Origin of the sequence: Streptomyces poriferorum, assembly GCF_019399235.1 — a bacterium.
Lineage (GTDB): Bacteria > Actinomycetota > Actinomycetes > Streptomycetales > Streptomycetaceae > Streptomyces > Streptomyces poriferorum.
Window position 1 is genome coordinate 1 of the sequence record NZ_JAELVH010000172.1, and the last position, 14,020, is coordinate 14,020.

At 71.0% G+C, this 14,020-nt stretch carries 13 protein-coding genes; 10 read left to right on the forward strand and 3 right to left on the reverse strand.

Going from position 1 to position 14,020, the window contains the following annotated elements; genetic code table 11:
• Positions 1–784, forward strand: a 784-nt coding sequence (locus JGS39_RS26265) for a maleate cis-trans isomerase family protein (protein ID WP_219572058.1), incomplete at its 5' end; no start/stop codon positions are given.
• A gap of 160 nt (positions 785–944) precedes the next feature.
• On the opposite strand, the gene JGS39_RS26270 is transcribed toward JGS39_RS26265, so the two are convergent.
• Positions 945–1,688, reverse strand: coding sequence for a hypothetical protein (locus JGS39_RS26270; protein WP_219572059.1), 744 nt, complete (start codon positions 1,686–1,688; stop codon positions 945–947).
• A gap of 104 nt (positions 1,689–1,792) precedes the next feature.
• On the opposite strand from JGS39_RS26270, the gene ggt reads away from it, so the two are divergent.
• The gene (gene ggt / locus JGS39_RS26275; RefSeq protein WP_219572060.1) at positions 1,793–3,595 is read left to right on the forward strand and encodes a gamma-glutamyltransferase; all 1,803 of its coding nucleotides are present in this window, start codon (positions 1,793–1,795) and stop codon (positions 3,593–3,595) included.
• A gap of 156 nt (positions 3,596–3,751) precedes the next feature.
• A complete protein-coding gene (locus JGS39_RS26280; protein WP_308120726.1) occupies positions 3,752–4,600 on the forward strand; it encodes a glycoside hydrolase family 75 protein in 849 nt (282 codons plus the stop codon).
• Positions 4,601–4,630: 30 nt separating this feature from the next.
• Here the strand turns inward: JGS39_RS26280 and map are convergent, their stop codons facing one another.
• Positions 4,631–5,398: a type I methionyl aminopeptidase gene (gene map / locus JGS39_RS26285; RefSeq protein WP_219572061.1), complete on the reverse strand. Its 768-nt coding sequence runs from the start codon at positions 5,396–5,398 to the stop codon at positions 4,631–4,633.
• 41 nt (positions 5,399–5,439) lie between these two features.
• On the opposite strand from map, the gene JGS39_RS26290 reads away from it, so the two are divergent.
• The 5 genes from JGS39_RS26290 (at position 5,440) to JGS39_RS26310 (ending at position 10,248) form a co-directional block, all read left to right on the forward strand.
• Entirely contained in the window at positions 5,440–5,709 is a 270-nt protein-coding gene (locus tag JGS39_RS26290; RefSeq protein WP_219572062.1) for a helix-turn-helix domain-containing protein, read from the forward strand.
• A 37-nt stretch (positions 5,710–5,746) separates the two neighbouring features.
• On the forward strand, positions 5,747–6,127 hold the full coding sequence (locus JGS39_RS26295) for a PPOX class F420-dependent oxidoreductase (RefSeq protein ID WP_219572063.1): 381 nt from the start codon (positions 5,747–5,749) through the stop codon (positions 6,125–6,127).
• 152 nt (positions 6,128–6,279) lie between these two features.
• A complete protein-coding gene (locus JGS39_RS26300) occupies positions 6,280–7,629 on the forward strand; it encodes a hypothetical protein (protein ID WP_219572064.1) in 1,350 nt (449 codons plus the stop codon).
• Positions 7,630–8,125: 496 nt separating this feature from the next.
• Entirely contained in the window at positions 8,126–8,968 is an 843-nt protein-coding gene (locus JGS39_RS26305) for a nitrilase-related carbon-nitrogen hydrolase (protein WP_219572065.1), read from the forward strand.
• Positions 8,965–10,248 (forward strand): aspartate aminotransferase family protein, encoded by a 1,284-nt coding sequence (locus JGS39_RS26310; protein ID WP_219572066.1) that lies wholly within the window; start codon positions 8,965–8,967, stop codon positions 10,246–10,248. Before JGS39_RS26305 ends, JGS39_RS26310 begins: the two co-directional genes overlap by 4 nt.
• A gap of 59 nt (positions 10,249–10,307) precedes the next feature.
• Here the strand turns inward: JGS39_RS26310 and JGS39_RS26315 are convergent, their stop codons facing one another.
• Positions 10,308–11,246, reverse strand: a complete 939-nt coding sequence (locus JGS39_RS26315) for a hypothetical protein (protein WP_219572067.1) — start codon at positions 11,244–11,246, stop codon at positions 10,308–10,310.
• A 329-nt stretch (positions 11,247–11,575) separates the two neighbouring features.
• Here JGS39_RS26315 and hydA point away from each other — a divergent pair, with 329 nt between their 5' ends.
• Both hydA and JGS39_RS26325 read left to right on the forward strand, forming a co-directional pair.
• Positions 11,576–12,976, forward strand: coding sequence for a dihydropyrimidinase (gene hydA, locus JGS39_RS26320; protein WP_219572068.1), 1,401 nt, complete (start codon positions 11,576–11,578; stop codon positions 12,974–12,976).
• Between the two features lie 11 nt (positions 12,977–12,987).
• Positions 12,988–13,989, forward strand: a complete 1,002-nt coding sequence (locus tag JGS39_RS26325) for a TIGR03842 family LLM class F420-dependent oxidoreductase (RefSeq protein ID WP_219572069.1) — start codon at positions 12,988–12,990, stop codon at positions 13,987–13,989.
• Positions 13,990–14,020 lie beyond the last annotated feature (31 nt).

The following is a 14,020-nucleotide window of genomic DNA, read 5'->3' on the forward strand; positions in this document are numbered from 1 at the left end:
CGCCCCCCTCCACCCCCGACACCCGGACGGTGACCTCATGACCGACGCCCTCGGCTGGCGCCGCAAGTTCGGTGTGATCGCGCCGAGCACCAACACCATTGTCGAGCCCGACTTCTACCGGATGACCGTGCCCGGCGTGACGGCCCACTTCTCCCGCATTCACATCCGTGACCAGGACATGGACGGCGACGCCGGTATGGAACGCCTCCTGGACCAGATCCGCGCCGAGATCGGCGGAGCCTGTGAACGAGTCCTGACCTGCGAGCCGGACTACATGGTGATGGGCATGTCCGCGGAGACCTTCTGGGGAGGGGTCGAGGGCAACCGGGAGTTCATCAAGCAGATCCACGACATCACTGGCCTGGAAGTGGCCACCGGAGCCCAGGCGTGCGAACGGGCCCTGCACCTCTACGGTGCCCGCCGCATCGCGGTGGTGACTCCCTACCAGCCGGTCGGCGACGAGAACGTGCGGCGCTTCTTCACCGAACTCGGCTTCGAGGTCGCCGGTATCACGGGGCTGCGCTGCCCCACCGCGGTGTCCATCGCCCATGTCGCGGAGGACGAACTGCGAGAGGCGTTGACCTCCCTCGCCGCTCTGCCCGGCGTCGACGCCATCGTCCAGTGCGGCACCAACCTGTCGATGGTGCGGCTCGCCGACGAGGCCGAACGGTGGCTCGGTCTGCCCGTCATCGCCATCAACGCTGCCACCTGGTGGATGGCGCTGCGGGACAACGGGTTCACCGAGCGGATCGAGGGGGCGGGCAGCCTGCTCCGCGACCACTGAGGACCGCTCAGCCCGGCTACCCGGTCGCAGAAGCAACCAACCCACTGCACGCTATGGCGTGCACACAGTCGGCGAACCGGACCACACATGGCGACGAACGAAGAAGTCAACGACTCCACGTCGACACCCCACAGGTCAAAGATCAAGCCGCCTGCGGCCCTCAGCCCGAGGCGCGGTGCGAGGTCCGGGGCGCCGGTGCCGGGGCCTGGGCCGCACGGGTCACGTCGCCGACCAGCTCGACCACATCGGGGCCGTACGCCTGCGAGTTGACCACCTTCAGCAGCAGGCAGAAGGTGTTGTTGCCGTGCTTACGGGCGAGACGCTCGTAGTTGCGGGCCAGATAGCGCGACGCCGCCTGATTGGTGATGGCCTGCTGGCCACAGAACAGGAAGACGGGACGCACTTCCTGACCGGCTGTCAGCCGGGCCAGGATCACGTACTCGGCCACGCCCTTCTCCACCCGGTAGCGTTCCGAGCCGATCTGGAAGGCGTTGCGGTCCGGGCCGGGCTCGGCGTCCGCGTTGATCTTCACGCCGGGCAGCAGCGAGTGCAGGTGCGCGGCCATCCGGCGGTTGGAGACGGGGCCGCCGACGCAGAACTCGGTCCGTTCACCGAACCCTTGCTGTGCGACGTCGTGCGCCAGGATCTGGGCATGCGCCGAGCAGTCCTTGATCAGTGCGGAGAGCTCCAGCAGGGCGAAGACGTCGTGCCGGTGGACGGCGCCGTCACCACCCGCGTCGCGGTTGACGACGAGCAGGCACTCCGAGTTGCCCGGCAGACCGAAGAACGCCTGCTTGCGGCGGAGCTTGCGGCGCCAGATACAGGTGCGCGCGAGCCAGCCGAGTGCGGCGCTGAGGCCGGCGGCTATCACGCCCAGCACGATGTTGCGTACGTCGTCAGTCATGGGCGGGCATGTTAGCGGGCATTCGGCCTCAAGTTCGAGGCGGTCCTGACGGGGCTGCCGGAGCGGCGCTACCCTGCGCGGACAATCCTTCACTGGAGGTGCGCATGAGGCGTTCCGTTGCGCGGAATGTGTCGTTGTCAGGTGTTCTCGCCGTTGTGGTGACGGTCGGCGCGGCCGCCCCGTCCTCCTCCGCGCCACCGGTCCCACCGCCTGTGAAGTCACCCGTGGCGGCCGGATACGGGGGAGCGGTCTCCAGTGTCGACGCCGATGCGACGGCCGCGGGCATCGAGGTGCTCCGCAAGGGTGGCAACGCGGTGGACGCGGCCGTCGCGACCGCGGCGGCGCTCGGGGTGACCGAACCGTACTCGGCGGGACTGGGCGGGGGCGGCTACTTCGTGCACTACGACGCCCGCACCCGCACGGTGGAGACGATCGACGGCCGTGAGACCGCGCCGCGCAGCGCGGACTCCTCGCTCTTCCTGGAGAACGGCAAGCCCATCGCGTTCGAGTCCGCCGTCACCAGCGGCCTCGGCGTCGGAACCCCCGGCACTCCCGCGACCTGGGACGCCGCTCTCGACGCCTGGGGGAGCAAATCGCTCCGGCAGGTCCTGAAACCGGCCGAGAAGCTGGCCCGCGACGGGTTCGTCGTCGACGGCACGTTCCGCTCGCAGACCGAGGGCAACCGGGCCAGGTTCGCCGACTTCCCCGCCACCCGGAAGCTCTTCCTGCCGGGCGGCGCGCTCCCCGAGGTCGGTGCGGTCTTCAAGAACCCCGACCTGGCGCGCACGTACGAGGAGGTCGGCCGCAAGGGGGTCGACGCGCTGTACCGGGGCAAGCTGGCCGACGACATCGTGCGGACCGTACGCAATCCGCCTGTGGATCCCGCGTCGGCCCGGGTGGTACGTCCGGGCGACCTGACCGCGAAGGACCTGCGCTCCTACCGGGCGCTGCGGCAGGCACCCACGAAGACGGGCTACCGAGGGCTCGACGTCTACGGCATGGCGCCGTCGTCCTCCGGTGGGACGACGGTGGGCGAGGCCCTCAACATCCTTGAGTCCACCGACCTTTCGAAGGCGAGCCAGGCGCAGTACCTGCACCGGTACATCGAGGCGAGCCGTATCGCCTTCGCGGACCGCGGGCGCTGGGTCGGCGACCCGGCGTTCGAGGACGTGCCGACGAAGGAACTCCTCAGCCAGCGCTTCGCCGACTCGCGGGAGTGCCTGATCAAGGACGACGCGGTGCTCACCAGCCCGCTCGCCCCGGGCGACCCGCGCCATCCCGGTGACTGCGCCGGTACGGAGACGGCCGCGCCGACGACGTACGAGGGCGAGAACACCACGCACCTCACGACCGCCGACAAGTGGGGCAACGTCGTCGCGTACACCCTGACGATCGAGCAGACCGGCGGCAGCGGCATCACGGTGCCGGGGCGCGGATTCCTGCTCAACAACGAGCTGACGGACTTCTCGTTCGCACCGGCCGACCCGGCCGTCCATGACCCGAACCTGCCGGGTCCGGGCAAGCGGCCGCGGTCCTCGATTTCCCCGACCATCGTGCTGAAGCACGGGAAGCCGGTGCTGGCCCTGGGGTCGCCGGGCGGAGCCACGATCATCACCACGGTGCTCCAGTCGCTCATCGGCACGGTCGACCGGGGTCTGCCGCTGGTGGACGCCATCGCGGCGCCCCGCGCCAGCCAGCGCAACGCGGCGGCCACGGAGCTGGAACCGGGGCTGTGGAACAGCCCGGTCCGGGCCCGGCTGGAGGCTCTGGGGCACGTGTTCAAGCCCAACCCGGAGATCGGGGCGGCGACGGGCGTACAGCGGCTGCCGGACGGGCGGTGGCTGGCAGCGGCCGAGACGGAGCGGCGCGGCGGCGGCTCGGCCATGGTGGTGAGGCCGTCCCGATAATGGCGTGACGGTTTGTCAGTAGTCGTACGGGCGGGGTAGGTCGGGCGCGGGGAGATGCGCGCCGGACCGGCCCCGCAGCCTCGACGGGGGCATGCCGGGGGGCGTCTGGGCTGATCTCAGCAAGGGAAAGACTCCTCACAGAAGGGCACCCCCACGGTGCGTAAGCGAACGCTTGCCCTCGCCACGGTCTCCGGCGCCGCCCTGCTCGCGGCCGGATCCCTGACGCCCGCCGCCCAGGGCGGTTCGGTCCTGCGGTCCGACGTGTTCACGCCGGTGCCGAGAGCACGTCCGGTTCCGGTGAACCTCACTCCCGCCGCCTATGCCCGCCCGGCGTCCGACACCGGTCCGGCCCGTACCGCCCCCCGCCCCGCCGCAGACCCTGCTCCCGCTGCTGACCCTGCTCCCGCCGATGCCGGCGAAGGTGCCGTCGGCGCGGCCGAGTTGCTGGCCAAGGTCGCCGCGTGCAAGCCGGTCTCGAACGGCTCCTACCGCACCGACGAAAGTGCCTCGCCCTCCGTGCCGGTGTGCGGCATGAACGGAGCAGTGTTCTGGAAGGCCGACCTGGACATCGACTGCGACGGCCAGGTGACCGAGGCCTGCAACGTGGACACCGACCCGTGGTTCCAGGGCGACACCGCGTTCCACACCTCCGGGGACCGGCCGCTGAACGCGGAGGAACTCCCGTACGTCGTGGTGCCGAGCCGCAGCTCCCTCTGGGACTTCGGCAGCTCGGGGATCAAGGGCGGAGGTGTCGTCGCCGTCGTCCACGCGGGAAAGGTGGAGTACGCCGTCGTCGGCGACACCGGGCCCGCAGGGATCATCGGCGAGGCCTCCTACGCCACCGCCGAGGCGCTGGGGATCGATCCGGACCCGAAGGCCGGCGGCGTGGGGTCCGGCGTCACGTACATCCTGTTCAAGGACTCCGTCGTCTCGCCGATCGAGAGCCACGGCGCGGCGGTGACCGCCGGGGAAGGCCTCGCCAAGGAGTTCCTGAGGAACAACTGACGGGCACCGGGCCCTCCCGGCCGGAGGCCGTCAGAGGGCCGTCAGGATCCGGGGACCGTCGTTCGTGATGGCCACCGTGTGCTCGGCGTGCGCGGCCCGGCTGCCGTCGTTCGTACGCAGGGTCCAGCCGTCCCGGTCCGGATGGTACTCGTCCCGACCGCTGCCAATCAGCATCGGTTCGATGGCCAGCACCATGCCGTGCCGCAGCGGCATTCCGCGGCCGGGCCGTCCCTCGTTGGGGACGCCCGGGTCCTCGTGCATGGACCGGCCGATGCCGTGGCCGCCGAATCCGTCCGGGATGCCGTAGCCGGCCGTGCGGCAGACCGTGCCGATCGCGTGCGCGATGTCACCGATCCGGTTGCCGACGACGGCCGCCGCGATGCCCGCTTCCAGCGCCTCGAAGGCCGTTTCGACGAGGCGGGTGTCCGCGGGCCGGGGGCGGCCGACGATGAAGCTGATCGCCGAGTCCCCGCACCAGCCGTCGAGCGTCGCGCCCGCGTCGATGCTCACCAGATCGCCGTCACGCAGCCGCAGATCGTTCGGGATGCCGTGCACGATCGCGTCGTTCACGGAGGCGCAGATCACGCCGGGGAACGGGGTCGGCGCGAAATGCGGCCGGTAGTTCAGGAACGGCGATCCGGCGCTGGCCTCGCGCAGGACCTCGTGGGCCACTTCGTCGAGTTCGCGGAGTGAGACGCCGACGGCCGCCGCTTCGCGCGCGGCCGTCAGCAACTGCGCCACGACCCGGCCGGCCTTGCGCATGGCTTCGATGGATGTGTCTGTCTTGAGCTGCACCATGCCAATTACTATACCGGTCAGATCGGTATTAGAATGACGGCATGGTTCGAACTCCTCTCACCCCCGAAGAGCGCCTGCGCGGCGAACGGCTCGGCCGGCTGCTCCGTGAGGCGCGCGGTCGCCGCAGCATGGCCGACATCGCAGGATGTGCCGGAATCTCGGCCGAGACGCTGCGCAAGATCGAGACCGGCCGTGCGCCGACTCCGGCGTTCTTCACCGTCGCGGCACTCGCCGGGGCGCTCGGCATGTCCATGGATGAACTCCTCCTGCGGTGCGCCCCGGAGCCGGAGATCATTCCACTCGCCGGGTAACGGGGCGAAGGGCGAAGTCCCTGAGTAGGGTTGGGGCATGAGCCTCCAGGACTTCGCCCGCAGCGAGTACGTCAGCCTGACCACTTACCGGAAGAACGGCACCCCCGTCGCCACCCCGGTGTGGGCCGCGGCCGACGGGGACGAGCTGGTCGTCTGGACCAAGAGCGATTCATGGAAGGTCAAGCGGCTGCGCAACGACAGCCGCGTCCGCGTCACCGTCTGCGATGTGCGCGGCCGGATCGCGGAGGGCGCCCCGAGCGCCGAGGGGACCGGCAGGCTGCTCGACGAGAAGGGTACGACCGGTGTGCGCAAGGCCATCGCCCGCAAGTACACCTGGAAGTACTGGCTGCTCGACTACCCGGCGATGATCGTCCGGCTCGGCAAGCGGCCGCAGACCGGGATCGCCATCACCTTCTGAGCCCGCAGCCGGCGCGCCGAGGGGGCGCACCCGCCAACTGTCGCGCTCCTGAAGGACCTTGGGCGAAAAGTGCGTGTAGTCGTCCCGTAACACGGCTGCGGTCGAATGCCTGCGGACTGGAAGGTTCCAGCCGACGGCGGCCGAGGGCGACGATGACGGTGCATCAGCATGCTGTGTCCATAGGGGAGTTCGCGCACCACCTGCGAGGGGTGGCGGCGCTGCTCGATCCCGCGCGGGGTTGGTACGGGGTCTTCTGCCGACGTGACCCCGAGGGGATGCGGGCCTGTCTGGCGGGTGCCGAGATCCCGCCCTGGGACGTCATGGAGTCGCTCTTCGCGGACCTCGCCACCGTGCGTGGTGCCGCGTTCGCGGAGCGCGCCTCGGTGCGCGCGGCCGAGCTCTACGCGGCCTCCGCCGCCGCCCATGACCGCCGCCCCGGCGGGCAGCGGCAGCTCGTGGAGCGCCTGGAGCTGATGCTGCGGGAACAGGCGAACGCGGCCGGGAGGCTGAGCGCGGCCCGTGCGGGTGGCGAGACGGGTGGGGCGGGCGCGGAGGCGGTCGCCTGGGCCCGCGACGACCACGCCCGGGCGTCGGCCCGCTGTACGGAGCTGCGCAGAAGACTGGCGGCGGTCGCGGCGCTGTCGGACCGGTTCCGTGCGGAAGGTGAACCCGTCCCCGGCGCACCGGTGCCCCCGGCCGCGGCCCCACCACAGCGGCCCATGGCCGTGGGCGACGCCCCGGAGGAGGCCGTACGCGATACCCCCGGACCGTCGCCGGTGCGCGCGGGCGGGCCGTCCCGCAGGAGGCCGCGGGGCGCGCGTTTCGCCGGGCTGGACGTCGAGGAGGAGCCCGTGGCCGCTGCCCCCGTCCTGCCGGTCCCGCCCGTGGCGGCCGCCCTGCCGCGCGGCGCCCGCTTCGGCGGCGCTCTCCGCACGGAGGGCGCCCCGCCGGGGCATGCCCCGGCGGCTCAGGACCAGGCCGCGCTGCGGTCGGCCCGGGCCACGGTCGCGACCCTGGTCCGGCTCCGGACGGAGGGGCTCAGCGGCGAGGCCCACGGCGTGCTCTGCGAGGCGGCGGGCCGGCCCGCCGAAATGTTGCCGGTCCTCGCCGTCGAACTCCACCGGGCGGGGCTCGGCGCGGACTGGTCGACCCTGCTGTGGGAGGTGTCCTCGCTGCCCCCGGCCGAGCTGGCGGCCGCGGTGGACGCGCTGGCCGGCGCGGGGCGCCCGGAGGACTGCGGACACCTGCTGCGCCAGGGCGTGGCGCGGCCGCCCGCGGAGATCGCCGATGCCGTGATCGCCCTGGACCGGGCCGGGCGCGGCCCCCAGGCGCAGGCGCTGCTCGGTGCCTTCGTCCGCGTACGGACACCGCAGGACGCGGCCAGGATCGCGGAGAGTGACCCGCGCCGCCTCGTACCGCACCTGCTCGCGGCGGCCCGTACGGTGTCCGGGGCGCGGGAGCGGGACGTCGAGCACGCCCTGCGCATCGCGGGTATCGCTTAGGGCCTCTCGTTGGGATCATGCCGGGCTCGCTGGCCCCGGCACACGCTCCCCCCAGGTCTCGGCACACGCTCCCCCCAGGTCTCGGCTTCGCTCGACCCGGGGCCCCCTCCGGCGTTGCCGTCGGTCGCCCATGCTCCGCAGCGACTCCCTCCTCCGCACTTGCAGTCGCGCGCACCGGACCCCGCTCCCTGATCCGGTCTGATCCAAACGAAAGGTCTCAGGGCTGTCCGGCGGATCATGGCCGGGGTCACGGTCCCTGATCCGCCGGACAGCCCTGAGGCCGTGCCCGCAAGGTCTCGTCCGGCCCGCGACGCCCAGGGCCATCCGGCCCACCCCGGGCACTGGACCGCACGGGTGTGAAACGTGATCGACTCCGCCGGTTCACGGCGATGGTCTTGCCCCGCCGTGTGACGGGGCTTACGTTCTCCCCTACGCACGTGTCTACGGGCGTAGAAACGCGAAGAGGCTCTCTGACGCCGCGTCGAAGGAGCAGCTCATGTCCCACGTCGTACGCGCCGCACTCGTCCAGGCGACCTGGACCGGCGACACCGAATCCATGATCGCCAAGCATGAGGAACACGCTCGCGAGGCCGCCCGGCAGGGGGCGAAGATCATCGGGTTCCAGGAGGTGTTCAACGCCCCCTACTTCTGCCAGGTGCAGGAGCCCGAGCACTACCGCTGGGCGGAGGCCGTGCCCGACGGTCCGACCGTGCAGCGGATGCGGGAACTGGCACGCGAGACCGGCATGGTGATCGTCGTCCCGGTCTTCGAGGTCGAGCAGTCCGGCTTCTACTACAACACCGCAGCCGTGATCGACGCCGACGGCTCGTACCTCGGCAAGTACCGCAAGCACCACATCCCACAGGTCAAGGGATTCTGGGAGAAGTACTACTTCAAGCCCGGGAACGCCGGCTGGCCGGTCTTCGACACGGCCGTCGGCAAGGTCGGCGTCTACATCTGCTACGACCGGCACTTCCCCGAGGGGTGGCGGCAACTGGGTCTCAACGGAGCCCAGTTGGTTTACAACCCGTCAGCGACCTCGCGCGGCCTCTCCAGCTACCTCTGGCAGCTTGAACAGCCCGCGTCCGCCGTCGCCAACGAGTACTTCATCGCCGCGATCAACCGTGTCGGCCAGGAGGAGTACGGCGACAACGACTTCTACGGAACCAGCTACTTCGTCGACCCGCGGGGTCAATTCGTCGGTGAGGTCGCCAGCGACAAGGCAGAGGAACTCCTCGTCCGGGACCTGGACTTCGGCCTGATCGAGGAGGTCCGTCAGCAGTGGGCCTTCTACCGGGACCGCCGCCCCGACGCGTACGAGGGACTGGTGGAGCCGTGAGCGGTCTGTACAACCGTCACCTCGCCGTCAGCCCCGAGTGGCTGGCGCTCTACTACCGGCACCCGCTGGAGATCACCCACGGTGAGGGCCGTCATGTCTGGGACGCCGACGGCAACCGCTACCTCGACTTCTTCGGCGGCATCCTCACCACGATGACCGCCCACGCGCTGCCCGAGGTCACCAAGGCGGTCAGCGAGCAGGCCGGGCGGATCATCCACTCCTCCACGCTCTATCTGAACCGTCCGATGGTCGAACTCGCCGAGCGCATCGTCACGCTCTCCGGCATCCCGGACGCCCGGGTCTTCTTCACGACCTCCGGCACCGAGGCCAATGACACGGCCCTGCTGCTCGCCACCACGTACCGCAGGTCGAACCAGATCCTGGCGATGCGCAACAGCTACCACGGCCGGTCCTTCTCCGCCGTCTCCATCACCGGCAACAACGCCTGGTCGCCGACGAGTCTGTCGCCACTCCAGACCCTGTACGTGCACGGGGGTGTCCGCACCCGCGGACCGTACGCGCACCTGGGCGACGGGGAGTTCATCGCCGCCTGTGTCGCGGACCTGGAGGACCTGCTCGGCCACACCCGGGCGCCCGCCGCGCTGATCGCCGAACCCATCCAGGGCGTGGGCGGGTTCACCTCACCGCCCGACGGCCTGTACGCGGCGTTCCGTGAAGTCCTCAACCGCCACGGCATCCTGTGGATCTCCGACGAGGTGCAGACCGGCTGGGGGCGCTCCGGCGAACACTTCTGGGGCTGGCAGGCGCACGGCCGCAACGGGCCGCCGGACATTCTCACGTTCGCCAAGGGCATCGGCAACGGCATGTCGATCGGCGGTGTCGTCGCCCGGGCGGACGTCATGAACTGCCTGGACGCCAACTCCATTTCGACGTTCGGCGGTTCCCCGGTCACGATGGCGGCCGGCCTCGCCAACCTCTCGTACCTCCTCGAACACGACCTCCAGGGCAACGCCCGACGCGTCGGCGGGCTGCTCATCGAGCGCCTGCGCGCGATCGGCGCGGCCTCGGAGTGTGTGAGGGAAGTGCGCGGGCGCGGCCTCATGATCGGCATCGAGCTGGTGAAGCCGGGCACGGACGAGGCGAACCCCGAAGCGGCCGCGGCCGTGCTCGAAGCGGCGCGGGAGGGCGGCCTGCTCATCGGCAAGGGCGGTGGCCACGACACCAGCGTGCTGCGCATCGCGCCGCCCCTCTCGCTCTCCATCCCGGAGGCGGAGGAGGGCGCGGGAATCCTCGCCGAGGCGCTGCGCTCGGCCGGGTGAGGACGGGGGTGCGGTGCCCGGCCGGACACCGCACCCCCGCGCCCGGCGGGGCGCCCCGGCTAACCGACGCGCTCGAACGTCACGGAACCGCCGAAGTTCTCGTCGTCGGTGCCCCACAGGCCGAGCCGTCCGGGCAGGAAGGCGATGGCCTCGATCTTCCGGTTGTCCTGCCGGGTGAAGAGACTGAGCGGAGTGAGGGCGTGCCGGGGCTTCATCCGCAGTACCGCGTCGTTGGCCCGGTTCACGGTGAGCCGGCCGGCGTCGTAGACGGCGGAGGCGAACGGCCCGTCGTTCACGTTGGGGTCCGAGGCCGACGACACCAGTACGGTGCCGTCGTCGAGCACCTTCAGGTCGCTGATGTGGCGTACCTCGTCCTGGTCCGGGAACGGCACGGCGAACTCCTGCCGCGCCGAGACCGTGCCGAAGGAGAGACCGTTCGGCCCGACGCGTACCGAAGCGGCGTGCACGACGGCCTGCTGCGCACCGCTGCCCCGCGTCGCCCACACGGCGAAGGTCCGTCCCGACCGGTCGCGGTGCAGCGCGAAGCTCTCGTAGTTGTCGCCGTCCTGCCGGCCGGGCAGGGCGACGGGACTGTCCTCGGCCGTCGCCCGGCCGTCCGCGACGACCACGTGGTACGCCTCGCCCCGGCCGGCGAGGGCGACGTAGTGGCCGGGGCGGCCAGGCACCGCGTCGAGGGCCTCCAGGTCCGCGGGCAGCACGCCGAGCCAGGGGAGTTCCGTCACGACGGGCGCGTCGCCGGGCCGCAGGCGTACGGTCGCCAGCCGGCTCTCCCGGTCTCCCCTGTTGTCCCGGACGACGACGGCGTCGGCCAGACCGGGGCCCGTGGGCGCACCCTCGACGAGCGCGATGCCGCTCACCCCGCCCTGGAGCCCGGAGCCGACCCGCTGCCACCCGTCGGAGGCGGCGGTGGCGCTCAGGGGTGCGGCGGCGAGGGACGCGCAGAGCACCGCCGTGACGATGATTCCGTTTCTGATCATGGAGCGAAGCTAGACGGCGGCCCGGGCCCCGGCCGGACCGCGGCGTCCCGTCGCCCGAAGTTCCCCCGCAAGGGCCCGCCGCACTCGCCCGTACGGGCCGGGCCGGTTCCACACGGCGGAGCGCGCGTGTATACGACGCGGGGTGCGCCCCACCCGGACGGCGGAACGGTCCGCGGACTGGGCCGGTCGAGTGCCGGACAGGTGAAACAGAAACGTCTTCAGCGGTTAGCGGCAGCGGTATTGCCACAGTGGGTAACCCACTTCTACGTTCTTCATCACGCACCTTGTCTACGTGCGTAGACCCGTTCCGCCACAGTGAGGAGGGGTACATGAGCCGCACCGTCATCCACGGCGGCCTCGTCGTCACCGCGTCCGACGAGATCCACGCCGACGTGCTCGTCGAGGGCGGCCGCATCGCGGCGCTCGCCGCGCACGGCACCGAAGCCGCAGCAGGCTGGACCGCCGACCGGACCATCGACGCCACCGGGAAGTACGTCATCCCGGGCGGTGTCGACGCGCACACGCACATGGAGATGCCGTTCGGCGGCACCTACGCGGCGGACACCTTCGAGACCGGCACCCGCGCCGCGGCCTGGGGCGGCACCACCACGATCGTCGACTTCGCCATCCAGTCCGTGGGGCGCTCCCTGCGCGAAGGACTCGACGCCTGGTACGCCAAGGCGGACGGCAACTGCGCCATCGACTACGCGTTCCACATGATCCTCGCCGACGTGAACGAGTCGTCGCTCAAGGAGATGGACCTGCTGGTCGCGGAGGGCGTCACCTCGTTCAAGCTCTTCATGGCCTACCCCGGCGTCTTCTACAGCGACGACGGGCAGATCCTCCGCGCCATGCAACGGGCCGAGTCCAACGGCGGCCTGATCATGATGCACGCCGAGAACGGTATCGCCATCGACGTCCTCGTCGAGCAGGCGCTCGCCGCCGGCCGCACCGATCCGCGCTACCACGGGGACGTACGCAAGGTGGCGCTGGAGGCCGAGGCCACGCACCGCGCCATCCAGCTCGCCCGCGTCGCCGGCTCGCCGCTGTACGTCGTTCACGTCTCCGCCGACGAGGCCCTCGCCGAGATCGCCGCCGCCCGCCACAGGGGACTGCCCGTCTTCGGCGAGACGTGCCCGCAGTACCTCTTCCTCTCCACGGACAACCTCGCCGAGCCGGACTTCGAGGGCGCCAAGTACGTCTGCTCCACGCCGCTGCGGCCCAAGGAGCATCAGGACGCGCTGTGGCGGGGGCTGCGGAACAACGAACTCCAGGTCGTCTCCACCGACCACTGCCCCTTCTGCTTCTCCGGCCAGAAGGAGATGGGCCGCGGAGACTTCTCGAAGATCCCCAACGGGATGCCGGGCGTCGAGAACCGGATGGACCTCCTGCACCAGGCGGTCGTCGACGGCCATATCTCGCGCCGCCGCTGGATCGAGATCGCGTGCGCCTCCCCGGCCCGGATGTTCGGCCTCTACCCGAAGAAGGGCACCATCGCGCCCGGGGCCGACGCCGACATCGTCATCTACGACCCGGCGGCCCGGCAGACCATCTCGGCCGAGACCCATCACATGAACGTCGACTACTCGGCGTACGAGGGCAGGCAGCTCACCGGCCAGGTCGAAACGGTGCTCTCGCGCGGCGAGGTCGTCATCGACCGCCGCACGTACACCGGCCGCGCCGGTCACGGCATGTACACCCCCCGCGCCACCTGTCAGTACCTCAACTAGGAGCACCTGGCATGGACTTCGGACTCGTTCTGCAGACGGACCCGCCCGCCTCGGCCGTCGTCGGCCTGATGCGCCGCGCCGAACGCAACGGCTTCCGGTACGGCTGGACCTTCGATTCGGCGGTGCTCTGGCAGGAGCCCTTCGTCATCTACAGCCGCATTCTCGAACACACCGAACGCCTCGTCGTCGGCCCCATGGTCACGAACCCGGGTACCCGCACCTGGGAGGTGACCGCCTCCACCTTTGCCACCCTCAACGACATGTACGGCAACCGCACGGTCTGCGGCATCGGCCGCGGCGACTCGGCGATGCGCGTCGCCGGGCGCAGCCCCAACACCCTGGCCCGGCTCGGCGAGGCCATCGACGTCATCCGCGACCTCGCCGAGGGACGCGAGGCACTCGTCGACGGACAGCCGGTGCAGATCCCTTGGGTCAAGGACGGCCGGCTGCCCGTCTGGATGGGCGCGTACGGCCCCAAGGCCCTCGCGCTCGCCGGGCAGAAGGCCGACGGCTTCATCCTCCAGCTCGCCGATCCCTTCCTCACCGAATGGATGATCAAGGCCGTACGGGACGCTGCCGCGGAAGCCGGCCGCGACCCGGACTCCGTCACCATCTGCGTCGCCGCGCCCGCCTACGTGGGCGACGACCTCGACCACGCCCGCGAGCAGTGCCGCTGGTTCGGCGGCATGGTAGGCAACCACGTGGCCGACCTGGTCTCCCGCTACGGCGAGCACTCCGGCCTCGTCCCCGAGGCGCTGACCGCGTACATCGCCGGACGCTCGGGATACGACTACAGCCACCACGGCCGCGCGGGGAACCCCGACACCACCTTCGTCCCGGACGAGATCGTGGACCGCTTCTGCCTGCTCGGCCCGCCCGAGGCGCACATCGAGAAGCTCAGGGCCCTGCGCGACCTCGGCGTCGACCAGTTCGCCGTCTACAACATGCACGACGCCCGCGAGGCGACCATCGACGCCTACGGATCCGAGATCATTCCCGCGCTGAACGGCTGACCACCGCTTACCCCAGGTCGCACGCCCCCCC